General features: G+C 60.3%; 21 protein-coding genes and 1 pseudogene. 16 read left to right on the top strand and 6 right to left on the bottom strand.

The genetic code is table 11. The features are described 5' to 3' along the window. Positions 1-1,012: Wadjet anti-phage system protein JetD domain-containing protein (locus ACVWW6_RS45115; RefSeq protein ID WP_456683097.1), on the top strand; the 1,012-nt coding region annotated here is incomplete at its 5' end. A gap of 890 nt (positions 1,013-1,902) precedes the next feature. Next, a pseudogene (locus ACVWW6_RS45110) lies at positions 1,903-2,490 on the top strand (DDE-type integrase/transposase/recombinase); the annotation flags it as partial. 5 nt (positions 2,491-2,495) lie between these two features. Here ACVWW6_RS45110 and ACVWW6_RS45105 read toward each other — a convergent pair. After that, positions 2,496-3,539 (bottom strand): IS110 family RNA-guided transposase, encoded by a 1,044-nt coding sequence (locus tag ACVWW6_RS45105; RefSeq protein WP_456683096.1) that lies wholly within the window; start codon positions 3,537-3,539, stop codon positions 2,496-2,498. Between the two features lie 167 nt (positions 3,540-3,706). Then, positions 3,707-3,988 carry a helix-turn-helix domain-containing protein gene (locus tag ACVWW6_RS45100; protein WP_271573957.1) on the bottom strand — a complete coding sequence of 94 codons (282 nt, stop codon included), beginning with the start codon at positions 3,986-3,988 and terminating at the stop codon, positions 3,707-3,709. Positions 3,989-4,447: 459 nt separating this feature from the next. On the opposite strand from ACVWW6_RS45100, the gene ACVWW6_RS45095 reads away from it, so the two are divergent. The 3 genes from ACVWW6_RS45095 to ACVWW6_RS45085 all read left to right on the top strand — a co-directional run bounded on the left by ACVWW6_RS45095 (position 4,448) and on the right by ACVWW6_RS45085 (position 5,676). Next, positions 4,448-4,720: a DNA -binding domain-containing protein gene (locus tag ACVWW6_RS45095; RefSeq protein WP_456683095.1), complete on the top strand. Its 273-nt coding sequence runs from the start codon at positions 4,448-4,450 to the stop codon at positions 4,718-4,720. Between the two features lie 169 nt (positions 4,721-4,889). Then, entirely contained in the window at positions 4,890-5,084 is a 195-nt protein-coding gene (locus ACVWW6_RS45090; protein WP_456683094.1) for a transcriptional regulator domain-containing protein, read from the top strand. A gap of 46 nt (positions 5,085-5,130) precedes the next feature. Further along, a complete protein-coding gene (locus ACVWW6_RS45085; protein ID WP_456683093.1) occupies positions 5,131-5,676 on the top strand; it encodes a DUF2285 domain-containing protein in 546 nt (181 codons plus the stop codon). A 231-nt stretch (positions 5,677-5,907) separates the two neighbouring features. Here ACVWW6_RS45085 and ACVWW6_RS45080 read toward each other — a convergent pair whose 3' ends face one another. The 3 genes from ACVWW6_RS45080 to ACVWW6_RS45070 form a co-directional block, all read right to left on the bottom strand. Beyond that, entirely contained in the window at positions 5,908-6,816 is a 909-nt protein-coding gene (locus ACVWW6_RS45080) for a LysR family transcriptional regulator (RefSeq protein ID WP_456683092.1), read from the bottom strand. A 370-nt stretch (positions 6,817-7,186) separates the two neighbouring features. After that, positions 7,187-8,059, bottom strand: a complete 873-nt coding sequence (locus tag ACVWW6_RS45075; RefSeq protein ID WP_456683091.1) for an isocitrate lyase/phosphoenolpyruvate mutase family protein — start codon at positions 8,057-8,059, stop codon at positions 7,187-7,189. An 11-nt stretch (positions 8,060-8,070) separates the two neighbouring features. Beyond that, the gene (locus ACVWW6_RS45070; RefSeq protein WP_456683090.1) at positions 8,071-9,270 is read right to left on the bottom strand and encodes a pyridoxal phosphate-dependent aminotransferase; all 1,200 of its coding nucleotides are present in this window, start codon (positions 9,268-9,270) and stop codon (positions 8,071-8,073) included. A 23-nt stretch (positions 9,271-9,293) separates the two neighbouring features. Between ACVWW6_RS45070 and ACVWW6_RS45065 the strand changes: the two genes are divergently transcribed. The 9 genes from ACVWW6_RS45065 (at position 9,294) to ACVWW6_RS45025 (ending at position 17,367) form a co-directional block, all read left to right on the top strand. Next, complete coding sequence (locus ACVWW6_RS45065) at positions 9,294-9,536, top strand: hypothetical protein (protein WP_456683089.1); 243 nt, start codon at positions 9,294-9,296, stop codon at positions 9,534-9,536. A 122-nt stretch (positions 9,537-9,658) separates the two neighbouring features. Then, positions 9,659-11,263, top strand: a complete 1,605-nt coding sequence (locus tag ACVWW6_RS45060) for an ABC transporter substrate-binding protein (RefSeq protein WP_456683088.1) — start codon at positions 9,659-9,661, stop codon at positions 11,261-11,263. 77 nt (positions 11,264-11,340) lie between these two features. Then, a complete protein-coding gene (locus ACVWW6_RS45055; RefSeq protein ID WP_456683087.1) occupies positions 11,341-11,841 on the top strand; it encodes a hypothetical protein in 501 nt (166 codons plus the stop codon). A 23-nt stretch (positions 11,842-11,864) separates the two neighbouring features. After that, positions 11,865-12,851, top strand: coding sequence for an ABC transporter ATP-binding protein (locus ACVWW6_RS45050; RefSeq protein ID WP_456683086.1), 987 nt, complete (start codon positions 11,865-11,867; stop codon positions 12,849-12,851). After that, positions 12,848-13,861, top strand: a complete 1,014-nt coding sequence (locus ACVWW6_RS45045; RefSeq protein ID WP_456683085.1) for an ABC transporter ATP-binding protein — start codon at positions 12,848-12,850, stop codon at positions 13,859-13,861. Before ACVWW6_RS45050 ends, ACVWW6_RS45045 begins: the two co-directional genes overlap by 4 nt. Then, positions 13,846-14,778, top strand: coding sequence for an ABC transporter permease (locus tag ACVWW6_RS45040; protein WP_456683084.1), 933 nt, complete (start codon positions 13,846-13,848; stop codon positions 14,776-14,778). Before ACVWW6_RS45045 ends, ACVWW6_RS45040 begins: the two co-directional genes overlap by 16 nt. A 42-nt stretch (positions 14,779-14,820) precedes the next feature. Continuing rightward, complete coding sequence (locus tag ACVWW6_RS45035) at positions 14,821-15,657, top strand: ABC transporter permease (protein ID WP_456683254.1); 837 nt, start codon at positions 14,821-14,823, stop codon at positions 15,655-15,657. 323 nt (positions 15,658-15,980) lie between these two features. Further along, positions 15,981-16,142 (top strand): hypothetical protein, encoded by a 162-nt coding sequence (locus ACVWW6_RS45030; RefSeq protein WP_456683083.1) that lies wholly within the window; start codon positions 15,981-15,983, stop codon positions 16,140-16,142. A 124-nt stretch (positions 16,143-16,266) separates the two neighbouring features. Continuing rightward, positions 16,267-17,367: a DUF4236 domain-containing protein gene (locus tag ACVWW6_RS45025; RefSeq protein WP_456683082.1), complete on the top strand. Its 1,101-nt coding sequence runs from the start codon at positions 16,267-16,269 to the stop codon at positions 17,365-17,367. Positions 17,368-17,552: 185 nt separating this feature from the next. Here ACVWW6_RS45025 and ACVWW6_RS45020 read toward each other — a convergent pair whose 3' ends face one another. Then, positions 17,553-17,744, bottom strand: coding sequence for a cold-shock protein (locus ACVWW6_RS45020; RefSeq protein ID WP_456683081.1), 192 nt, complete (start codon positions 17,742-17,744; stop codon positions 17,553-17,555). Between the two features lie 1,615 nt (positions 17,745-19,359). On the opposite strand from ACVWW6_RS45020, the gene ACVWW6_RS45015 reads away from it, so the two are divergent. Continuing rightward, a complete protein-coding gene (locus ACVWW6_RS45015) occupies positions 19,360-20,772 on the top strand; it encodes an MATE family efflux transporter (protein ID WP_456683080.1) in 1,413 nt (470 codons plus the stop codon). A 993-nt stretch (positions 20,773-21,765) separates the two neighbouring features. After that, the gene (locus ACVWW6_RS45010) at positions 21,766-23,274 is read left to right on the top strand and encodes an alkaline phosphatase family protein (protein ID WP_456683253.1); all 1,509 of its coding nucleotides are present in this window, start codon (positions 21,766-21,768) and stop codon (positions 23,272-23,274) included. Positions 23,275-23,465: the final 191 nt, after the last annotated feature.

The following is a 23,465-nucleotide window of genomic DNA, read 5'->3' as shown; positions in this document are numbered from 1 at the left end:
CGCCGGCGCGGTCTCCCTTGGTTGGGGGCGCGGCCCCATGCGCGACCAAGTGGCACATGTGCGGCTGGCCTCGGCGGAGATCCTATACCGATATCTCCGCCGTACCCCCGCGTCGCGCATCGCGGAGGATGCCGCCGTGCGGCTTGTCGCCGGGGCGGCGATGCACGACTCTCTGAAGAACAGCGCTTCCCAAGTCGCCGAGGTATGGGGGCGGGGGAAAACGTGGCACGGGTTCGCTTCGTCCGATGTCGAGACACTGCGCGACGCGTTCGTTCTCGCCCAGGCCATCCTGGCCGACAAACATCTTGGCGTCGACTACAAGACCTTCTCGAGACGAACGGTGGGGCACAGCAAAACGCTCGAACGGATCGAAGGCGCGGTCGTGCGGTTCCTGAGCGGCATCCTGGAGTTTCCCCCCGGCGCGCGGCCACGCGAGGCGCTCCGGGCAATCGGCCTTGAGCGCTTCGCGCCACCGCTGCTGATCGCGGGCAAGATCGACCTCGATGGAGCCGACCTCTCCGGAATCTCTCCGCTGTATCTCGGAATCACTCCCAAGGAAGCAGATCGCGTCCGCTTCCGGGAGCCGCCGGCCTACGTGCTAACGATCGAAAATTTCGCAAGCTTCAACCGGCACATCGCCGAGGCGGACCCCGGCCGATTAGGAACGACCATGTATGTCGGAGGGTACCCCTCGCTTGCCACCCAGCAGGCGCTGCGGACGATCGCAGGATTGGTATCCGAACAGACGCCGATCTTTCATTGGTCGGACATCGATCCGGACGGCACCTGGATCTTCCACACCATCGAGCGCGCCGTCGACCGACCGATCCGTGCCCACCTCATGAGTGTCGAAGTTGCCGAGCGTTTGGGACAAGTGCCGTTCAAAAAATCCGCACCCGCTCGATGTCCACCGGACTCCGGTATCGCAGCTCTGGCAGCGTACCTGGCGAAAGATGGAGCCAAGACGCTCGAGCAGGAAGAACTCGATCCAGTCCTGCCAGAGTTTCATTAGAAAATGCGCGCGGACGCTCGTGGTTGCGGCTTTGGCTGTCTCGCTCAGGACGTCATTTGTTTCAAGCGCGACAACAGCACCGCCTGCAACTACCTGCGGGAAAACCGACATCGTTTCTTTATAAAAACGCTCAAGCGGCATTGGCATGCCTGTTGCTTGAAGACGTGACGAAACCACCTGTGACTATGATGCTCGTTCAGCATCCTTTTGAGGTGTTCAGATGAAATTTGCCCGCTTGATCGAGGGCAGAGGTCCCCTGATGCGCTTTCCAAACCGGGCGCCTGCCTCGCGAACTCTGCCATCTTGGGATCGCGCTCCGGTTTGCCGGGCAGAAGCCGATTGTCTTGGGGGCTCGCAACGAATGGTGGTTCTCAGCAAGAACGCCAGCGTAAAGGCGTCCTCAGGACGATCGTTTGGCATCGGATTAGCCCATGGTTCGGGGTGGGATCTGCGACATGCAGAGCCTGCGCTCTTGAAGCTAGGTGTCGGCCTTGCATCGGGGCTTGCAGATGGTCAATGAGCTAATGCAGAACGATTGGGATCTTGAGAAAATACTCAGGCAACAGGACGAGCTCAAGGTCAACCTGCTTCGCGCCCAATCGGTTGTCGCCGAATGTAAGGCAGGATTGGCGGATCTGGAGCGGAGGCTTGAGTGTCGAGCGGTCTCGATCGATGAACGCCAGCGCAACTCTGCGGCAAACAATTCAATACGCAACGCACGCCCCCCCAAATCCCGAACCGTCGATAATCCTGTTACCCCGGATGCAGCCGTGGCGTTTCCGCCTCGATCATGGGACCGTTGAAAGCTGCCGCCGCGCACGTTGACGGCGACAGGTTTGGTCGTGGACCTGGCGAAGATCTGCCGCAAAGCCGGGATCAGCCAGGCGACGAAGGCCTGCGAAGCTCTCGAGTTCGACCGGTCAACCTACCACTACAAGTCCCGTCGCACCGGCCAGGCTGCCCTCGAACAGAAGATCAAGGAGATCTGCCATGTTCGTATCCGCTACGGTTATCGTCGTGTTCATGTGCTGCTGCGTCGTGAAGGCTGGCGCCATGGCCAGAACAAGACGCGGCGGATCTATCGCGAATTGGGCCTGCAACTACGCAACAAAACGCCGAAGCGCCGGGTCAAGCCCAAGCTGCGCGATGATCGCAGGCCGGCGACGCGATCGAACGAGACCTGGGCGATGGACTTCGTCCATGATCAGTTGGCGAGCGGGCACAAGCTGCGCGTCCTTACGATCACCGATACCTTCTCCCGCTTCTCGCCGGCGCTGGCGCCACGGCTCACCTTCCGCGGCACCGATGTCGTGGAGGTGTTGGAAAGGGCCTGCAAGGAAGTGGGATTCCCGGCAACGATCCGTCTCGATCAAGGCAGCGAGTTCGTGTCGCGCGAGCTCGATCTGTGGGCCTATCAGCGCGGTGTTACGCTGGACTTCTCAAGGCCGGGCAAGCCAACCGACACGGATGTTGTAGACAAGCCCTATGTCGCGGAAGCCTTGCTGTGTCGGGATCGTGGCTTTGCCCGCCACCGGGACGTGAACCTCGTGTACTCCTTCTCGGCGGATTCCACGCGTGCTCGTTCCTCAGCCCTCTTCGCGGGGATGTTGTAATCATAGGCCGATCCACGCTTGGCATGGCTGGTGGGTAATCCAGCGCGCAGTTCGATGCTCCGGAACTTGCGCGCCAGCAGGGCCGGCCTGGTCCAGATGTAGTCAGTGCTCTTGGTCAGCATATGCCAGATGATCATCGCCAGCTTCCGCGCCGTCGCGACTGCCGCGATGTGCTTGCCGCGTCGTGAAGCCACGCGCTGGAAGAATGCACGCAGCGGTCCCGGCGAACGGGCTACAGCCCATGCTACTTCGACGAGCATTCCGCGAGCTTGGCCGCGGCCCTGCTTGGTGATCCTGCCATGGTAGGCGGAGCCCTCGCCAGACTGCCTTACGCTCGGGTTTAGCCCCAGGTAGCTCACCAGCCTGGTCGGATCGGCAAAGCGCCGAATGTCGCCGACGGCCGCGGCCACGCCCGAAGCCACCGTCATGTCCACACCCGGGAGCGTCATCAGCCGCCGAATGATCGGATCGGACATCGCTTCACGCGCGATATCCGCCTCGACCTCCTTCAACGAACCCTGGATCAGGTCGATCTGCGCCAGGTGCCGCTCGATTGCGGCACGCTCGTCGGCAGGTACAATCTGGGCGGCGATCCACCTGCGACCGCTGATCCCTACAAGGTTGAGGTGTGGACAGGGCGGAATGAGGTGGGCGTGAAGGATCGACTGAATGAGGTTCTTCAAGCGTACCCGCTGACGCACGAGCTGCGTACGGTGCGCAACTTGCCGTCGCAGGGCCATAGTGCGCTGATCGGGTACCCAGACCTCCGGAAGAAATCCGGTGGCGTACAACTTCCCGATGAATGCTCGCTCCGCCGACCCGCGTTTTAAACGCTTCTTGCAAAAATGCCCGTCCGATAATTGGGACTCGAGGGAGTTGGCCTGAGTCCCTGCGAATTCGAGCAGCGGAACCACAACGGGGTAGGCCGACCACGATCAAATCGCTAATAATGTTGTAAGCCGCAAGCTCCGAAGAATTATTCTGCGTGAAAGTTCTCTGCTTCGGGCAACTTACGCCATCAACTCAAGCAGAACTGTCGCCACGACTCCGCCTGTCAGAAACAGCTCTCCAGGGAGGAGTGCTATTTCGTTTTGCGACGTGAACGCGCCGGCTTGCGACCCTTACGCACGGTCTTTGGCGGCACCGCACCTTTGGGTGGCTGGGTGAAAAATTCAGACACATGAACGTCAAGCGTTGCCGCGATACGGTCGAGAATATCGATTGTCGGGTTCTCCGATTGCTGCTCGATACCGCCCATATAGGAGCGGTCAATCCGCGCATCGTACGCCAATCGCTCTTGAGAAATACCGCGATCGACGCGGATCCGGCGCACATTCCAGGCAACAAGCGCACGGGCTTTCATGCGCTAACGCAGCCATTCCGACGGCCATCAAACCACTGGCTATAACCATACTATTGCGCTAGGTTTCGCCCAGAATGCAGATGAGCAGAGTCCGCGCGTAACCTAAATGAAGAGCTGGTATTGGATCGCGATGTCGCGACGGGTGAGCCAATGCTGACGAGTTATGACGAGCAGCATCCGATGTCGACCTCTTGATTCGGGCCGACGGCGCCGCACGCAGGACGGCAGTTCTGCTGATCGCGCCCTGAGCGTAACGGACTGCGATCAAATGTATTCTGGCGGTGGGCGGAGCGAGCGAAATCGAAGAGAACGACCGGAACAGGCGCTGCCAGCCACTAATTGGCTTTGGCAAGGAATGTTCCTGCAGACCGCGACAATCGGTTCTCTACGAAGAGGCTCTGAATGCGGCTATACCCTCGCTTAAATCGATGCTTCTCAACCTGGTAGGACTTTCAGGCAGTGCCGCCCAAGATCGCAGATTTCGCGCCTAACGCGCCCCAGCTCACGCCGTACGACGAGCAACATGCCGTCACCTATATGCGTCTCCTGGATGCCGAGGCCGATAACGCTGATTGGCGCGAGGTTGCGCGCATCGTGCTTGGTATTGATCCCACCCTGGATCCGGATCGCGCCCGCCGTACTTTCGAGAGTCATCTGGCTCGCGCCAAGTGGGCGGCGCGTCAGGGCTTTCGGCATCTCCTGCAGCGCGGTTGGCCGAAGAGTGAGGAATGAATGCGTTCGAAACGGACGTCACTTCTGTTGATGTCCGATCGCAAAATGTGATCATTTCATCGCGCAACTGCATTATTAGCGAATATATGCAGTGGTGCAACCAGAAATAGTCAAATTTGTCGGGCTGCAATTCCTTTGTGCGTTAAAAACATGCGGGGAAAGTGGTACGATGCCAGGTGCTGACTGGAAATCAGAGGAAGCCTATCCTGACGCCAAGAAAGCAGAAGCTGAGGACATAGCCTGGGAATGGCTGCGCCGTAATTGCGAGTACCAACGGGACTATATGGCCCTGGCCGCCAGCAAACGATCCGGCGCAATGGCGCACCAATTCCGACGGCAGTGGGGGCTGTCTTTTCGCAGCTGATCCGCAAAAGACGTTCGATCAACAAGCCATTTTCTGGGCGCCTGAAGTGCTGCCGACCGTGCTGCCTGTGCGCGCCGCTGTTCGCTCGGCGGCGTCCAAACGGTGCGACCTGGATTTCAGCAAACAAGAGGGCAGCGAGCTTCGCCATGCGCCCGATGGATGGCACGCCATCGTCGCCCTCGGAGGAGTGAAGCATCGCCTGTGGCTACCAGCACTTCCACCGAGCGGCTCATCGGTTGCCGTCGACCTGCCGCTCGACCGCAATTTCGAGGCTCGCTTGCGGGCAGCACATCGATTTTGGCTGGCGCTCGAACGGCGGCCCCTCGGACCACCCCCTCTGGCGCTGCCGATCTTGACCCGTCGTCGGCTCATCCTCGCCTTGCGTGCAGTCGATGGGTCTCTGGAAGGAAACAGCTATCGCGAAATCGCGCAAGGCCTGTTTGGCAAGCATCGTATTCCCGATCGCGGCTGGAAAACGCACGACCTGCGCAGCCGGACCATTCGCCTGGTCCGGACGGGGCTGCGTCTCATGCGAGGCGGCTATCGCGCATTGCTCCGCCGTAATCGTAAAGACAGGGGCGAGGGGTCCTGAGCTTTTGGTTGATGGCTAGCCCAGTATCTCACCAGACGATTGTAGTCGGCCGGATTGAAGGCGGAAAGGGTTCTGGCGGGCCGCAGGTTCGTGTTCTTGACTGCGATTTGGCCGCGGTGCTCGCCAAAAAAACGAGCCTCGCCGTCGATCGGGAACGGTCTGCATGTGCAAATGGACGCGCTAGCATTATCCGAAGCATCGATCGAACTTCTGTTGTCACCGGATACGCGATCAGGCGGCTTCCGGAATTGCGGCCTTTTTACAGAGCCGGGCGACCCATCGGCAAAAGGCACGAGCGACTTCGGGATTGTCACTTCGGTCCACCGCATAGGCCCGATACTGCATGCCGCTTGAAGTGCGCGATCCTGGTATCACATGGAGCGCCCCTGTACGCACGAGATCGCTGACAATGATTTCAGGCGCCACCAGCAGGCATTTTCCGGTTATGACGGCCGGCAAAGCAAGGTAATTATGATCGTACCGCGCCCCCGACTTGATGTCCTTTGCGGTCAGGTTCATGGCCCTGAGCCATGTGGGCAGTATGTCGGGTCGCGAGGTGATGTTCAGAATTGGCATTGAACGGGCAGTTGAGAGCGTTTTTCCCATGACGTGATTTGGAGAGCCTACGCATACGAGCGTCTCGTTGTGGATCGCCCAATCGTCGGCCGGTTCAACGACACAAAGATCGCGAGTAAGCAAGATGTCGAAATTGTCGGAGGATCTCGGCGGAGACAATGAACTGATCACGTCGACGACTACGCCGCCCATCTCAGCAGAGAACGCTTGGAGATTCGGAATCAGAAAGGAGTATGCGAAGGTGGAAAGAGACGTGCGGACCACGATTCGATTAGCGTCCGTTCGGCTCCTACGCCGCATTCTCTTCGCGGTGAAACAAACTGTATCAAGCGGTTCGGCAACGGCGTTCGCGAACAGCCTTCCGAATTCTGTCAATTCGCTCCGCCGGCCTCGCCGTTGCACAAGATCCGTGCCAAAGTAGTCTTGTAGTACAGCCAAATAACGGCTGACCGAGCTCTGTGTCGTTCCCAATGTGGTCGCAGCACGCGTTACGCTTCCCTCGCGCGCAATGGTCACAAACGCCCGGATAGCATTGAGAGGCACGTCATCGTGTTCGGCAGCCATCTTCTGCTCCGGTAGCTTCTGGACTGTCCGCTAATTGTCACGGCGGGCCATTGCCAGAAATGAATGCTCCCTCACATTATTCGATGCGTGCCGCCGGATTGCCGCGTATCAACGATATCTCACGCACAAAATCCGCATTCTCGGTACGGTTCGTGCGTCTGGCGCGAACTTCGATTGCTGTCGACGGTTTTTACAGGTGGTTCTTCAGGTGTCGGCAAGGGCGGCCGATCGCTGATGTCGCAGTTGACACCGAGGGCCGTCTAGATGACAGGCCCGCTACCTCTCAACACCGTCCGGGATTGCGCCCCGGGCAGGACTCGGTGCTGAGTGCCGCCTCAAAAATCCCGACAGGAGGTATCAATCGCAGCGATCAGCGAAGGAAGCGAGCTTCAGCCGCCTTAACCTCGTGCATATTCTGGATTCTGAAAATCTCATCGACCGGCAGAATATCTTTGTAGACGTTCTGGACGCCGCCGTCAGCGATGATCCGGCGGAAGGTCTCCTGCATGGCGGTTGCAGCAGCACGGATGCCGTAATTGCCATAAATCATCATGCAAACGTTGCCCAGCGTTTTGACCCGCTTGGCGTCCAGGTCAGGGTAGGCGTTTGGTACGATCACCAGCGGCACCGATCCGGTCCAGGCGCGCGAAAAGCTTTCGATTTCGGAAGGATTCGCCCTTTTCGAATGGATCAGGATCATGTCCGCGCCAGCCTCCGCATAAGCGTGCGCCCGACGCAGGGCCTCTGCTTCACCGAGACTGGCGATCAAGGCTTCGGTGCGGGCGATGACGAGGAAATCCGGATCCGATCTGGCCGTGATGGCAGCCTCGATCTTTCCCTGGAATTCTTCAATGCGCAACAGGTCCTGACGGCCATCGGCAACAAGGCTCGTCACCTTTGGAAAAGTCTTGTCCTCGATGACAACGGCGCTGGCGCCGGCCCGCTCATATTCCGTGATAGCGTGGATGACGTTGATCGCATTGCCATAGCCGGTATCGATATCGGCGACGATCGGCAGCCTCGTGCGTCCGGCGATTGCCCGCAGCATGTCGAGATGCTGTGTCATCGAAATCAGGCTCATGTCCGGCAGACCATAGAGCGCAGACAGCTCGAAGCCGGACGCCCACACTCCGTCAAATCCGGCTTCTTCCGCGAGAATCGCTGAAAACGGGCTGTGGGCGGCCATGACGTGGAGCAGGCCAGTCTCGGCCATGCGGGCGCGCAGGCTTTTGGCAGGGGACATCAGAAGATCTTTCAGGACAGGGTCGCGCAGGCTGCGATGATACGGTCGCAAGCCCGGGTGAGCTCCTCAAGCGAGGAAGCATAGGAAATCCGGATATAGGGCGAGGCCATGAAGCCGCTGCCGGGCACGACAGCCACGGCGAAAGCGTCGAGCAAATACATGGCGAAATCGGCGTCGCTTTCGATCACCTTGCCGTCCGGCGTGCGCTTGCCGATGACACCAGCGCAGGAGGGGAAAACATAAAAAGCGCCGTCCGGCACATGGCAAGCAAGCCCCTTGGCCTGATTCAGCTTGGCGACGACAAGGTCGCGGCGCTCCAAAAATGCGCGCGCGAACTCTTTGATATGGTCCCGGCTCCCTGACAGTGCCTCAAGCGCGGCATATTGCGAAATCGAGCTGGTGTGCGAGGAGGTCTGGCCTTGGATGAGGTTCATGGCCTTGATCAGCGCCAGCGGTCCTGCACCGTAACCGACACGCCAGCCCGTCATTGCGTCTGCCTTGGACACGCCGTTGACTGTTAAGGTGCGCTCATAGAGGTCCGGCGCGACTGCAGCCATCGTTGCGAAGTCGGCGTCATAGGTTAGCTTTTCATAGATGTCGTCGGATAGCACGTGCACATGGGCATGCTCGCGCAACACCGCGGCGAGCGCGAGCAAATCACTTCGGCTGTAGACCGCACCGGTCGGATTGCATGGCGAATTCAACATCAACCATTTCGTGCGCGGCGTGATCGCGGTCTTCAACGCCTCGGAGCGCAGCTTGAAGCCATGGAGTTCATCGCAGGCGACGAGCACCGGCTTACCGCCGGCCAGGGCCACCATGTCGGGATAGGAAACCCAGCATGGCGTCGGGATCACAACCTCGTCGCCCGGATCGAGAGTGGCGAATAGTGCGTTGAACACGACCTGCTTGGCGCCGCAGCCCACCGTGATCTGGTCAGTGCCGTAGTCGAGCCCATGATCGCGGCGGAGGCTCTCGCGAATTGCTGCCCGCAGTGGCTTGATTCCGGCGACCGCCGTGTATTTCGTCTGCCCGTCGCGAATGGCCCGGATGCCGGCTTCACGGATAGCGGACGGCGTGTCGAAATCCGGCTCGCCCTGGCTGAGCGTAATCACATCGGCGCCCTGATCGCGCAGCTCGGCGGCGCGGGCCGTCATAACCTTGGTTTGAGAGGGACGGACGACCTTGAGCCGTTCTGAAACGAGAGACAAGACACAATATCCTATGAGTTCGAATGACCGGTTTCGTGGGGATCTATCCGAACGCAAACGACCAAACCAACCGGGTGATCGCGGCTTTGGATAAAATCATCGAAGATTACGATAACTGTATCGCTTCTTCGTGCGGCTCTGTTGGACGCTCGCGCAGTGCTTTGCGTCTCGGCTCTCCCTCTTCATCAGCCTGCGCCGGGATCGCCGAACCATCGCATGTTCGCAAGCTTACATCGACTTATTCGATGAACGTCATTCTGCCGTAGCAGTTCAGGTTTTTAAGGGCGCGCACAATCGCGAATATGCCTGAATGACACAAGCGCCCAATTTCGGTGGTCCGCCAAAGTCTGTGCCGATCTAAGAATTCACGGTCGTGGCATTCGTATCAATGGAAGTGGAACCGGAGGCGGTGATGACCCGTATTGATCTGACGCGACGGCAAGCCATCGCAAGCGCAGTTGCCGCAAGCGTGTTGGCTAGCACAGGCGCCGGCGCTGCGCAGAGCGAGCCTAAGACATGGACGCGTCGCCGCCTCAAGGTCGGCATGTCCGGATTTCCTCGATCCTTCGACCCGGTCATCGCGACCGACACGGCCATTCGCCGGATCATGCCGCAGCTTTTCGATACGCTGATCACGTTCGACCACGCCCACGACGTGGCGCTACGGCCCGGCCTGGCCGAGCGTTGGGAGCGGATCAATGCGCAGTCGCTGCGGCTGTTCTTGCGCAAGGGAGTGGCTTTCCATGACGGAACGCCTTTGACGGCCGAAGATGTTGCCTTTAGCCTTGGGCCTGACCACCTGCTGGGACCCGGACGCGGCGGAATGTCCGAGGCGCTTCAGTCGCTTGATCGGCTCGAGGCGGTCGAAATTGTCGATCCTTACACTGTCATTGTGCATGCAAAGGGCGGTGACGCGCTCCTCGAGCAGCGTCTGGCTGCTTGGGGATCGGAGATCGTCAGCCAGCGCGCCTTCATGGCGGCAGGCTCCTGGGAGCGCTGGACCACAGCCCCTGTCGGAAGCGGTCCCTACAAGCTCGTCGATCACAAGCTCGATATTCGTGTCTCATTGACCGCCCACGATGCGTATTGGGGCGGGCGGCCGCTGTTCGATGGCATCGAATACCGCATCATTCCCGAACTTTCCGCGCGCGTGAACGGCCTGCTCGCCGGCGAGCTCGACATCGCCACTGACATTCCGCCGGACCAGTTTGCAGGCATCCAGAAGCGTGCTGATCTCGAGGTCGTGGGTGGTGCCGTGCAAAATATCCGCTCGCTCGTCTTCGATCAGACCGATCCCATTCTGAAGGATGCGCGTGTTCGCCGTGCGATCAGCCTTGCGCTCGACCGCAAGCTGATCGTGCAGAGCTTGTGGGAGGACCGGCTCCCGATTCCGAACGGTTACCAGTTGCCGAGCTACGGCGAAGGCTACATCCCCGAGTTCCCCTCGCTTGCCTATGATCCCGACAAAGCCAAGGAGCTCCTGGCCGAAGCGGGCTACAAGGGAGAGCAGATCACCTATCGCCTGCTCAACAATTACTACCCCAATCAGGTCTCTGGCGCGCAGACCATGATCGAGATGTGGCGTGCGGTTGGCCTGAACGTCAAGATCCAGATGATGGAGAACTTCGCGCAAATTCAGCGCCAGCCGGTGCGTGCCATCTTTGATACGTCCAATACGGCACTCTTTCTGGATCATCTCGGCCATCCCTGGCGTGAATACGGTCCGAGCGGCACCCTGCCGAGGTCGATTGGCATCTGGAGGAACGAGGAATATTTCTCGCTCGGCGCCAAGCTCCAGGACACCGTCCAGGCCGAACAGCGCCGGCCAATCATCGCTCGCATGCTCGAGATCATCGGCGAGATCGATCCACCCTGCGTGATCCTGCACGTATCGGGACAGTTCTATGGCAAGCGCCGCGACGTGCCGTGGCTGCCGGGGCTAACGCTCGACCTCAATTTCGGCCCGTTCAACAGAGCTCTGATCCGGACCTGATCGCGATGACGCACACCTTGAATCGACCATCGTGCGATAGCAATCCGCCCTTGGGGCGAGCCCGCGGGCAGAGCGTCTTGGCGATGACCTCGTCTGACGACAACCTCGCTGCCGGCGATCTGGCGATCCCGTTCAAAGTCTCGCAGACGATCCGAGCGGACAATGGCGCCGTCGGGGAGGCGCGGACGCTGCGCCACATTCATCATGGCGTGGCTCCGATCTGCGCCGGCGATCTAACAGCCGGCCGGCTAGTCGCGGAGCGTCTTGAGATCGGACGCGAGGTCAAGGCCGCCGGAGGAGCCCGGCCCATGTTTGCAAGCTCCACGAACATCGGTCGTTCCGAGGCGCACGGTACGCTCTCCTTTGGGCAGCACTCGTGCTCCTTTGCCGGCGTTGTCGATGCCGGCCGTTCCAGGCGCGCGCGCACGCCTGTCGCGCAATCGGCCCGCGGGGTAGGCGCGCTTGCGGCCGATCGCCGAATGTCGGCGGAGTTACCACCCGAGGATGCCGCTGTGGCATCGTTTCGCCCCTGCCGTGGCAAGGGCGGTGATCAAACCGAGCTGATGCGGCCCCTATGATGCGGGAAGGGCAGGGACCTCGCATGGAGGCGCTTCTTCAGATCGCAGGTTTGCGTGTCGCGTTCGACGGTGTGCCGACGCTGCGCGGAATCGATCTCACTCTCGGGCGTGGCGAGTCGCTGGGCATGGTCGGCGAAAGCGGTTGCGGCAAATCCGTGACATGGCTTGCTGCGCTCGGACTGTTGACGCGGCGCGCAAAAATAACGGGCAGCGTACGCCTGGCCGGAGAGGAGCTGCTCCATGCGCCAGCCTCTCGCCTCGACAAGGTGCGCGGCGGGCAGATCGCCATGATCTTCCAGGACCCGGCAAGCGCGCTTAATCCTGTTCACACGGTGGGCGATCAGATCTCTGAAGCCCTGCGGCTCCATCGCGGCATGGACCGCCGCACGGCGCTTGCCGAAGCGCGACGTCTGCTCGACCAGGTCGGCATCCCTGATGCCGCGCGCCGGCTTGGGGCCTATCCGCACGAATTATCCGGCGGGCAGAACCAGCGCGTCATGATCGCCATGGCTCTTGCCGGCCAGCCCGACATCTTGATCGCTGATGAACCTACCACCGCCTTGGATGTCACTATTCAAGCGCAGATCCTTGAGCTTCTGCGGCAGATCCAGCGCGAGACAGGCATGGCGCTGGTCCTGATCTCGCATGATCTCGGCGTCGTCAGCGAGATCTGTGAACGCGTCCTGGTCCTTTACGGGGGCCACATCGTCGAAGAATTGCCCGCCTACCGACTGTTTGACCGACCTGCTCATCCATATACGAGAGGTCTTCTTGCGGCTCTTCCAAGTCTGGATGCGCCGCGGCAACGCCTCTTCGCCATTCCGGGTGTCGTGCCAAACGCAGCCGATTTTCCGCCAGGCTGTCCTTTCGCCCCTCGTTGCGATCGGCGGATCGGACGCTGCAGTGAATGGGCGATTGAGCTCGCCTCGCTGGATGGCGACATCAGACACAGGGCTGCCTGCTTGCATGTCACCACCGAACCGCCCGCGGGCAAGGTCGTGGCTGCATGACCGGTACTGCTCCGCCGATCCTCCAAGCCGATGGGCTTGTCCGCCGTTATCGCTTGCGACAGGGCCTCTTCCAGCGTCCAGCGATGGTGCACGCAGTCAATGGGCTCTCTCTGCGGCTGGCTCGCGGGGAAACGCTCGGACTGGTTGGCGAATCCGGCTGCGGTAAGTCCACTACGGGCCGGCTCCTGATCGGCCTGGACCGACCCGATGCCGGCACGGTGACCTTCGGCGGAGAAGCTTTGCCTGCTATGGGCGATATTCGATGGCGCCGGCTCAGGATGCGAATCCAAATGGTATTTCAGGATCCGCTAGGTGCGCTTGATCCCCGCCTAACGGTCGGCGCGCAAATGGCCGAGCCGCTCGAAATTCATCGGCTTGGCAGCAAGTCGGAACGAGAGGGGCGGGTCAATGCGCTTCTCGCGGATGTGGGGCTCAGGACCGATCACCTCAGGCGCTATCCGCACGAGCTTTCAGGCGGCCAACGCCAGCGCGCTGTCCTGGCCCGAGCGCTTGCGACCGATCCAGATCTCATTGTCTGCGACGAGCCAGTATCGGCGCTCGACGTCTCGATCCAGGCGCAAGTGATCAATCTTCTGCGGGATCTGCAGGAGCGGCGGCACATGGCGATGATCTTCATCAGCCATGATTTGCGAGTAGTCCGGCTGATCAGCGACCGGATTGCTGTGATGTATCTCGGCGCCATCGTCGAGGAAGGCGCCTCTGAGGCGGTTCTTCTGGATCCTTTGCATCCTTACTCGCGGGCACTCGTTTCCGCGGTGCCCAGGCCGGGAAGACATCGGTCTCGCACGATCCTTCAAGGAGACCCGCCCGATCCTGCTGCCCGGCCGCGCGGCTGCGCATTTCATCCTCGCTGTCCGGTAGCTCTTCCACGTTGCGCGCGGTCCGCCCCAGAGCTCAGGTCCGCCCCTGACGGGCGCCGCGTCGCATGCCATCTGATCGGCGATCATGGTGCCGAACTCGACAAGGAGGCACGATGGCTCGATTCATAGCGGTCCGCGTGGCACGCGCGTTGCTGACCATCGGAGTTGTGGTCACATTCGCATTCGTGGTGCTGCGCGCCTCTGGCGATCCGGCCCGCGCGTTGTTGTCGCCGGAAACCCCTGCGGAAGCGGTCGAGGCCTTCCGAAAGGCCTGGGGGCTCGATGCGCCGCTCTGGGTGCAATACGCCAGATACCTCCTTGCGGTCGTTCATGGAGATCTCGGCCAATCCATGCGTGACGGGCGTGCCGCGATCACCGTCGTCGCCGAGCGCATTCCTGTCACGCTGATGCTGACTGCGCCGGCATTGATCCTCAATCTGTCGATCGGCATTCCGGCTGGCATCTACGCGGCCCTCAAACGGGATAGCATCGCGGATCGATTGGTGATGATGGTGGCCGTCGTGGGCTTCACCGTGCCATCCTTCGTGCTTGGCCTCGTGTTGATACTGGTTTTCGCAGTCGAGCTTCCCTGGTTCCCCTCGGGCGGCGCCGGCGGTTGGCAGCATTTGATGCTGCCTGTCATCACGCTCGGTCTGGGCGGCGCAGCTGTTTTGGCCCGCTTCAGCCGCAGCGCCATGCTCGAGGTACTTGGACAGCCCTATATTCGTGCCGCCAGCGCCAAGGGCGTGCCTTGGCTCAGCGTCGTGACCGGCCACGCCCTGCCCAACGCCGCGATAGCGGTGCTGACCATCGTCGGCTTCATGGTCGGCAATCTCATCGCGGGAACGGTGCTCGTTGAAAGCGTTTTCTCGTGGCCAGGCATTGGCAGCCTTCTCGTCGTCTCAGTCGCGAGTCGTGATTTGGCTGTCGTCCAGTGCATCCTGCTCGTCGTGGCCGCCGCCATGATCACCACCAATGTCACGATCGATCTGCTCTATGGCATGCTCGATCCGCGCTTGCGCGACTTGCGCTCTGGGAGGCGATAATTGTCGAGCATTTCCGCAGAAAAAGTTCTGCCGTCTTCGAAGATGCGCAGGCTGTGGTGGTGGCGCGACCGCGCGATCGGAATAGCGGTTGCCTGGCTGATCTTCATGCTTCTTGTCGCAATTTTCGCTGATCGCCTCGCTCCTTATGACTATGCAGCCCTCGACCTTCATCATCGCCTCGCTGCACCTCTTGGCCTCGGCGGAACGATCGCGCATCCCTTCGGCTCGGATGAGCTTGGCCGTGACGTACTGGCGCGCCTGGTCATATCGATCCGTATCAGCCTCCTTATTGCCTTCGGGGCGACGTTGATCGGCGCCGTCCTTGGCATCACGCTTGGCGTTTTGGCCGCTCACTTCCGCGGCTGGGTAGAGCACGTCATCCTCGGTTGTGTTGATTTCCAGGCAAGCATGCCGTTTCTCGTCTTGGCACTCGCAGTGCTTGCTTTCTTCGGCAACTCTCTTCTCCTCTTCGTGGGACTGATTGGTCTGCACGGATGGGAACGCTACGCCCGCATCACCCGCGCGCTTGCGATGAGTTCCAACGAGCAAGCCTATGTGATTGCCGTACACCAGCTTGGCGCAAGGCCATGGCGCGTCTACCTGCGACACATCATGCCGAACATCGCGTCAAGCTTGATCGTCACCATGACGCTCGCGTTTCCGGACATCATTCTGCTCGAGAGCGGTCTTAGCTTTCTTGGACTTGGAGTGCAGCCGCCGCTTACGTCGCTTGGCAATATGGTCGGCTACGGTCGTGACTATCTCACCCGTGCCCCCTGGATCCTTGTGCTCCCTTCACTGGTCATCTCGCTCACGACTTTGTCGATTTCGCTCGTCGGCGATTGGCTGCGCGACCGCATCGACAAGACACTATCATGAAACCTTCAGAACCCCTGCTGTAGCTCCGTCAACCCTGCGACCTCCTGCCTCTCGACAAGCTGCAGCGATCCCGCGGCGGCGTCATCGAATAGTGAAGGGCACTTCGTTGCACGGAGGCAGGATCCGCCGGGAGGCCCGAGCGGCTGGCCTTGATGGACCTGCTGGGCAGGTGAGCTCTTGCTGGTCGCGACGCCAACCGTGTGCTGGCGTTCCGCGAGCGGCGCCTGGATGGGTTCGGAGTTTCCTGGCCTGCCGGCCTAAGGACGCGTGTCTCACCAGCCGGCCTTGTTCCATACCGGGCTTGTCAGTTCGACCAAGTCGTCATGAACAATGCCGCTCTGCATCCAAATAATTGCGGCATCGAAGAAATCATCATCGGGCCCGCCTTGGGGCGACAGCAAACAATCGCGGTGGAAGCCCTACTGGCCACACATCGTATGCGCTTGGCGATCAAGCGGTCGGAGATCCCTTATGTTGCGGACTGAGCGGCTTGCGCTTCCCGGTCCAGGCGGCTTTCAAATGATCTGTAGTCTCCTGTCTCGCCGCTCTTGAAGGCGTTCGATCTATGCGCGATAAGAAACAAAGTCACAACTTGCGACCGATTTCCAGATGGGTTTCCGATTTCGCCGTAGTTTTAAGATTATCCCGGGCGTCCGCTTGAATCTAAACGGCAACGGAGCGAGCGTCTCGCTTGGCCCGCGCGGACTGCATTACACCATCGGGCCGCACGGCACGAGAACGACCATCGGCCTGCCAAGCTCGGGCGTTTCGTGGACGTCCTATCAGCCCTTCGCATCGGTTGGCGCATCGCCGCCCCCTCTGCCGGAAGCGCCCAATTCCCAAACCCGTGAACCAATCGGTTCGGACGAAGGCACTGTCATCGACAGTGCTTCGATCGATGAACTGGTCGCCAAGTCGACCATCGAGATTGCACAGACCTTGGCAGCCGGCCGATCCCGTTGGCGCCGATACAAGCTACTCATCGCGCTATTGTCGGCGCTCTTCGCGTTCGGCGCCCTCATGCTGGCGGGTTCAGCTTCGGCCGTTCCTCCCGTTGCAGCCTTTGTCCTGACTGCTGGGGTAGTTCTTGTCCTCGGATCTCTGGCCATCCATGGCCGCGAAACGAGCACCGTGTCCCTCGAATACGAGCTGTCAGCGGAGCAGTCAGCGCGGTTTGAGGCCCTGACCCGCACATTCCAAGACTTGGCGAGTTGCGGTCGCATATTGAATGTTCCGCTTGAGCGACAAGAAACGGACTGGAAACGCAACGCGGGCGCCTCGAAGCTGATTCAAAGACACCAGATTTCGTTAGGCAGGGACAAGCCACCGCTGGTCAAAAGCAACGTGGATTTCTTGAAGCTGCCACTCGGAAAAGAGACGTTCTATCTGACGCCTGACGCGATCCTGGTTACGGCTGGCAAGACTGTTGCCGGGTTCGGCTACGAAGACGTTGAATTCATGTTTCGAAGCGCTCGCTTTATCGAGGAAGAGACGCCGCCCGCCGACGCGACTGTCGTAGACCAGACCTGGCGCTACGTGAATCGTAAGGGCGGCCCGGACCGGCGCTTCAACAACAACCGGGAGCTACCGATCTGCCTATATGGTGAGATCGATCTTCGCTCGTCCAACGGAGTGAACGAACGGATCCAGTGCTCGCGCGTTGAAGCAGCCGAGAAATTTGTCGCGTCCCTCGCTGCAATGTCTGCTTGAGAACGCGATCCCGATATGCGCCTTGCACGGCGCTCCGATGCGGACGACACCGCTGATCGTCCGTCGGACAGGAAACGGCCTCAGCGGCACCGGGGATGTGCTGAGGCCGTGACGATGCTTCTCGCGCAAGCCGGAAGCGAATTCAGAACGCCAAAGAACCCGGCAGGTTCCTCAGGGCAAGTCGATCAGCTGATGCGCAGATTTTCGGCGCTCATCTTGCCCGAACGATCTGCCATCAGCTCATAGCTGACCCGAACGCCTTCCGCGAGATTGGTGTAGCCGGCCTTCTCGACCGCGCTGATGTGAACGAAGACGTCAGCTCCTCCGTCTTCCGGCTGGATGAAGCCGTATCCCTTGGTCGCGTTGAACCACTTCACAGTCCCATTGCCATTGCATTATCTCCAAACTGAACGTCCGCGATCTAATCGAGAGCTGCCTGACCATAAGGACTTCCGCGCGATAGGTACATCTCACGCTGAGCGCCCCTCACGCGTCCACAATCGTTTACGCCGACGACGGTTCCCGCGGGCGATTGGTCGTGGCGGCGCTGCCGGCAGGCCTTGCGCCACACATCGATCGAGCTTCTCAAGGGCCTCAAGGAAATTCCGTCCCTCCTCAGTGATGGTCCAGTATCCCACCTCCCGGTCGATGAGCTTTTGTCCGAAGATATCGAGGTTCGGCCCGCGGCTCGCGATGCGCTTCATGCGCGCCGGCCACACGGGCCCGCTGGTGTAAAAGATGGCCAAGTGCTGTTTGATGAGTTCAAGACTGGCTCGGCCGCCCGGTTGCCCCGCAAGTATCTTCAGTATGGACAGCTGAAAGCTCACATGCACACGCAAAGATTCAATGAAAGCACAACAATACCGGCGCTACCCAAGGCCGGGTAGCGCACATCATCGCTTTTCAAAAGGAAACCTTGCTGGGTAAGGCTAACAAGAGAGCAGAGTACCACATTCATATGCAAACTTCGGACTCGCCACTTTCACGCGCCCGCGCGGCTCGGATCGTGCTGCTTGTCTGGGCCGAGCTACTCGCCGCCCACAAATCGGCCAATCGGGACACGACTCTGTGTTCTTGTTAGGTTCTCATGACGTCGCGAGCGGTCGACGCCCAAGCTGGCGCAGGCCGTCACCCAAACAGATGGAAGATGGGCTGTAGCCGCCCAGCGGAATGTCTCCGCCGTGAACGAACTGGAGCAGCCTGTGCAAGGCCAATGAAGGGGAGGTCACCATCGACGTCTATGGCGTCCTGACTTGTGCCCTCATGCGGAGAGCACTTCATTTTCCAAGGTGTCAAGACCGGGATCGAAGCCACGCAGGCCATCAATGTGATTGCATATCGATATCTGTGATCCAGTCGAGCAACAGAGCTCGTGACGAGTCAATCCCGCTAGGTCTTCCTAACCGATGAAATCGAGAGCCGCCGTGTGGTCGCATCGCCGCCCTCTGGGGCTGGGCGTGCGATGCCGGTCGTCTTATTTGCGACGTGCTGTCGATCCCGCGACAGGTCCGCTTGGTGAGAGCAAGCATTATTTAAGCTGTCGCAGTTGGCATGGGCTTTGAAGAGATCTTTCATCGAATGCTCTAAAGTGCAGGGATCGCTTACGGGATGATGGGTCTTCAGTTCATGGCATGGATCGGGCCCGAGTTCGGGCCCTCCGATCTCTGGCATTAACGTAGTGGCTTGCGCATGAATCGCTTCCGTGATCGACCTCGCTCGATCCCGATGCGCGCCGTCACCATTGCGCGATTGCGGAGATTGGCCAAGTCTGCGGCGGCATTTGCAACCTCTCCTTGGCGGCGCTTATCGCATGCGAAAATCGGGGCCGCGCTGCTCGAAACCCAGCGTCCAAGCCGTGGTTTTTTGCGTCTAGACGTGCGGTCGCTCGAGGCTGTCCAGCATCGCGGGCTGATCGCGAATTCACGTCAGAACGTAATGCTCCCGTGAAAGGAGCTGTATTTCGTTCGCCGACGCAAACGGCGGCATGATTATATGGACAAGCTAGTCAAGACAAAGTCGGCATTCATCTCGCGACCAGAAGGGATGAGGCGGGCGGCTATCGGTCGTTTCGCTATCGAGCTCGGCGAAACCGCGAAACTCGCGTGGCCAATGGTGCTGACGCAGGTTGCGCAGATCGCGATGATGACGACTGATCTTGCCTTCATCGGGCGCATCAGCGCTGAGGCGCTCGCCGCGGCAGCGCTAGCTGGCCGGTTCTATCTCATTAGCGTCACCTTCGGCGTGGGACTACTAAGTGCCATCGCCCCTTTGGCGGCGCGGGCGTTTGGGAAAAATAATCTAGGCGCGGTACGGCGCTCGCTCCGCATGGGCCTATGGGCGGCCCTGATCCTGTCATTCCCGATCATTGCTGTGGCGCTGCGAGCAGAGCAAATACTGCTTGCGTTGGGCCAGGCCCCAGATGTGGCGCAGCTCGCTCAGCAATACCTCTTCGGATTAGCCTTCGGCGCGGCTCCGGCACTGGCGTTTTTGGCTATCCGCAGTTTCATGGGTGCGGTCAATCGGCCACAGCCAGCCTTCTGGATTACGCTATTAGCCATCCCTCTCAATGCCTTGTTGGTCTACATTCTGGCGTATGGGAAGCTTGGGCTCCCCCGGTTGGAACTGTTTGGGGCAGGGCTTGCGACCACACTAGTCAACTGCAGCATGTTTTTGGCCGGCTTGTGGTTCGCTGCACTGCGCCGGCCGTTCCGTGACTACCATGCGCTCGCGCATCTCTGGCGTTTCGATTGGCGGACAATGCGGCAGCTCATCGCAATCGGGACGCCGATCTCCATCGCTTCATTGATCGAGTCGGGGCTATTTTGGGCCACGTCGCTCCTTGCGGGCTCGATCAGCACCGGTGCACTGGCCGCTCATCAGATTGTTGTTCAGATTGCCGCGATCCTGTTTATGATTTATCTCGGCGTTGGCACGGCCGCGGCCGTACGCGTTGGCCATGCCGCCGGCCGCAACGACCGTGCGGGTGTCAAGCGGGCAAATCTGGCGGCGATGTTGCTCGGCATTGTCATAGCTGCAACGCTAACGCTTACGCTGATCGCCGCGCGTTTTGAGATCGTGGAACTGTTTCTGGGCAGATCGGCCCGCGATTCCGAGGCTACGATCAGCCTCGCTGCAAAGCTCCTCGTGGTCGCCGCAACCCTCTTTATCATTGACGCCGTCCAGTGCATTGCTGCAGGCGGCTTGCGCGGACTGAAGGACACGCGGGTGCCGCTTCTGTTTTCGGCCATTGCGTGGTGGCTGATCGGCTTTTCCCTCAGTTATTGGCTCGGCCTGGAGATCGGCTTGGGCGTCGTTGGTATATGGATTGGCTTGTCGACCGGAGTGACAACCTATGCGGCGCTCCTCGTCCTGCGCTTCCGCCACTTGGCAAGCCGCCCTTTCTGATGCGCGCCCATCACTGATGCCAAGCGGCGACGATACGCCAGCATGCTTCCCCGTGCGCTGGTCGAACGAAAAACGGGCTGAAAGATGAACGTTGCGTGTCATGGCGCGACGGGAAGGATAACGTAACAAGAAAAGTAACTCGACTAGCATCGTAATTTTCGATCATTTCATTTCAAAAAGCGATATCCAAAGTGGTTAGCTCGTTTGGGCGCGAGTAGGAATCCTCAAGGCGTTCCTGGCGATTTGAGGCTTTCCAACTTGTCACTCCTGGCAGAATGGCTCAACGGGTCCCTCCCTTCGAGAGCAAAGCTGGCAAATCGTGCGGCCCAGCGGCGCGCACGGGCGTTGATGCGATCACCCTTAGTCAGGGCATATCAATTTTCGACACGCCGACCGGTGTCTGCGAGCACCACAGATGCGGGATTCCTGCGCAAGCACACATGCAGCGCAATCGCTGGAATCAAGCCGCCACGCGAAACAATTGCATCAGCCACGATTCCTGGCTCAATCGCGACGTCGACCAGATCAGGATCGGCTACAGCGCCGAGCAGGTTCGCTTGGACGCGGCATTTGCCATTCTTGCTTGCGAGGCCATGCTATCGATGGCTTGCTGTATGTCCTACCTAACGTCCTCGCCGGGGTTGGACTGTCCTCGGGGCTTGCGATGAATTTCGTGGCTTCGCGCTGCGCCCGGAGGCGTGCATCAGGCGATCATGCTCAGACCAAACCGCTGACGCTACGGGCGCCGTCCAATCCAACCCGGCCCGGTCTACGGCTGAGGAGAGCTGCAGGCGCTCGCACGCCGTTAGTCCCGGCTCGGGACCGGCCGACGCGGTGGCCGGGCCTTGGTCAGCATGGCTGGGAGCTCCATGCCCGCATTGCGCTCGCGCTAGCGATCAGCGTCGGCTCCAAGTCGATCGCGCTGGGCTGCGTCAGCCAAATCCTGGCCGCTCCCGATCCGCTACCTCCTAGCTAGACGAAAGCTTTGTGATCATGTTCGACCGACCGAACCGGAATCGGGTTCTCATCGTCCTAATCGATGGGCTTCGACCCGATCTCGTCAAACCGTCATTGACGCCGAATCTAGTCAGGCTTCAGCGCCGCGGTGCGGTGCTGGCCCGGCAGCGCACCGTCTATCCCAGCGAAACACGAATAGCGCTCACGAGCCTCGTCACGGGCGCGACGCCGGATCGCCACGGCATCGTTGGGAATCAGTATCTCGACCGTCTGTCCCCGACACCGCGCTCCGTTGACACGAGTGACGCGCGCCTGATCGAGGACCTTGATGCAGCGAGCGGCGGCCATCTACTTGGTGTGCCGTCACTTGGCGAAATCCTCGCGGCGAACGGCAGGACATTATCAGTCCTCGCTTCCAACTCGGCGGGGGCAACCCGCCTGCTGAACCATAAGGCTCGAAAGTTCGGCCAAGTGACGCTCTCCGGCCACTTCCCTTGCATTACGACCTCGGCCGAGATGCTCGAACGGGTCGAGACCTTGCTCGGGCCGACGCCTGCGCCGACGCCGCCGGGCACTCCAGATCTTGCCTCTCAAGCCTTTCTGACTTCAGCGTTCCTCGACGTAATCTGGCCTCAAATTCGGCCCGACGTCGCAATCCTCTCCTTCGGCGAGCCCGATATTTCCTCGCACGATTGTGGGACTGGCGCGCTAAAGACGCTGGACGCAATCAGCTTTGTCGATCGGCAGTTTGGCCGCGTGCTTGATTGGTGGGAGGCTGAGGGCGTGTCCCAAGGCGTGCATCTGATCGCCGCCTCCGATCATGGCCACGTGACGGTGCATGCGCGGGCCGATCTATTCGAGACGCTCGAGGCTGCGGGACTGCGCTGCGGCCCGGCACCTGCGGCCGGGATCGATGCCATCGTCATACCAGGGCAGGTCGGAGCAATTTACCTCGTCGAGCCCTCTGACACCGTTATCCGCCGCGCAGTCGGGGCGATGATCGAAAGGCCCTGGTGTGGTCCGGTGTTCACCGCGGGTGGCGCGGTCGATGGCGTTGCACCGGGCAGCTTTGCCCGCCATTTGGTGTTCGCCGACCATGCCCGATCGGCGGACATCCTGTTCTCGTTCCGATCGGATGACGGACTCGATCCATTTGGCCTTATCGGCCGCACTTGGAGTGCGGATGGGCCGGTCGGCTTCGGAGTGCACGGCGGGTTGCATGCCAAGGAGATGTCGTCGGTCGGCATTTTGGCGGGACCGCTGATCAAAGGCGGCTTCGCCTCACAAGTCCCCTCGGGTATTTGCGATTTTGCGCCGACAGTGCTCGGTCTTCTGGGCCTCTCGCGACCGGCAACGATGACCGGTCGTGCCCTCGCAGAAGTCTTTATTCAGGGTAGAGAGGATGTGCCTCGAACGATTGAGGAGGTCTACGAAACCAGCAGCGGTGCATATCGGCAGCACCTTCATCGTGCGCAGGTCGGTGAGGCAGTGTATCTTGATTCTGCTAACGTCGTGGGGCGTCCCAACAACCCTGACATGAATTAAGCGTCGATCTGTGGGCGATCTGCCCTGCGCATCTTCTATTTGTGATCGATGGTGGAATTCGACGAGCGGATCGTCAGGCATCTGTGACCTGCGGTTCCGTCAAGAGCAGCTCGACCTGCTTTCTAACGACGGCATTCAGCCAATGCAGCAGCCACATCACCGTGGCGGCCGATATGATCGAGCACGGGACC

It is taken from the genome of Bradyrhizobium sp. USDA 3311 (assembly GCF_054062495.1).
The sequence above is the reverse complement of the archived record's forward strand: the minus strand, read 5'-3'. Positions and strand labels throughout refer to the sequence as shown.

Bases quoted from the DNA above. Each gene is read 5' to 3' on its own strand.
- ACVWW6_RS45050 (WP_456683086.1), top strand. From the start codon at position 11,865: ATGGAGGCGCTTCTTCAGATCGCAGGTTTGCGTGTCGCGTTCGACGGT.
- ACVWW6_RS45080 (WP_456683092.1), bottom strand. From the start codon at position 6,816: ATGGCTGCCGAACACGATGACGTGCCTCTCAATGCTATCCGGGCGTTT.
- ACVWW6_RS45035 (WP_456683254.1), top strand. From the start codon at position 14,821: ATGCGCAGGCTGTGGTGGTGGCGCGACCGCGCGATCGGAATAGCGGTT.
- ACVWW6_RS45090 (WP_456683094.1), top strand. From the start codon at position 4,890: ATGCCAGGTGCTGACTGGAAATCAGAGGAAGCCTATCCTGACGCCAAG.
- ACVWW6_RS45015 (WP_456683080.1), top strand. From the start codon at position 19,360: ATGGACAAGCTAGTCAAGACAAAGTCGGCATTCATCTCGCGACCAGAA.
- ACVWW6_RS45040 (WP_456683084.1), top strand. From the start codon at position 13,846: ATGGCTCGATTCATAGCGGTCCGCGTGGCACGCGCGTTGCTGACCATC.
- ACVWW6_RS45045 (WP_456683085.1), top strand. From the start codon at position 12,848: ATGACCGGTACTGCTCCGCCGATCCTCCAAGCCGATGGGCTTGTCCGC.
- ACVWW6_RS45030 (WP_456683083.1), top strand. From the start codon at position 15,981: ATGAACAATGCCGCTCTGCATCCAAATAATTGCGGCATCGAAGAAATC.
- ACVWW6_RS45100 (WP_271573957.1), bottom strand. From the start codon at position 3,988: ATGAAAGCCCGTGCGCTTGTTGCCTGGAATGTGCGCCGGATCCGCGTC.
- ACVWW6_RS45065 (WP_456683089.1), top strand. From the start codon at position 9,294: ATGACCGGTTTCGTGGGGATCTATCCGAACGCAAACGACCAAACCAAC.
- ACVWW6_RS45075 (WP_456683091.1), bottom strand. From the start codon at position 8,059: ATGTCCCCTGCCAAAAGCCTGCGCGCCCGCATGGCCGAGACTGGCCTG.
- ACVWW6_RS45060 (WP_456683088.1), top strand. From the start codon at position 9,659: ATGGAAGTGGAACCGGAGGCGGTGATGACCCGTATTGATCTGACGCGA.
- ACVWW6_RS45025 (WP_456683082.1), top strand. From the start codon at position 16,267: ATGGGTTTCCGATTTCGCCGTAGTTTTAAGATTATCCCGGGCGTCCGC.
- ACVWW6_RS45010 (WP_456683253.1), top strand. From the start codon at position 21,766: ATGTTCGACCGACCGAACCGGAATCGGGTTCTCATCGTCCTAATCGAT.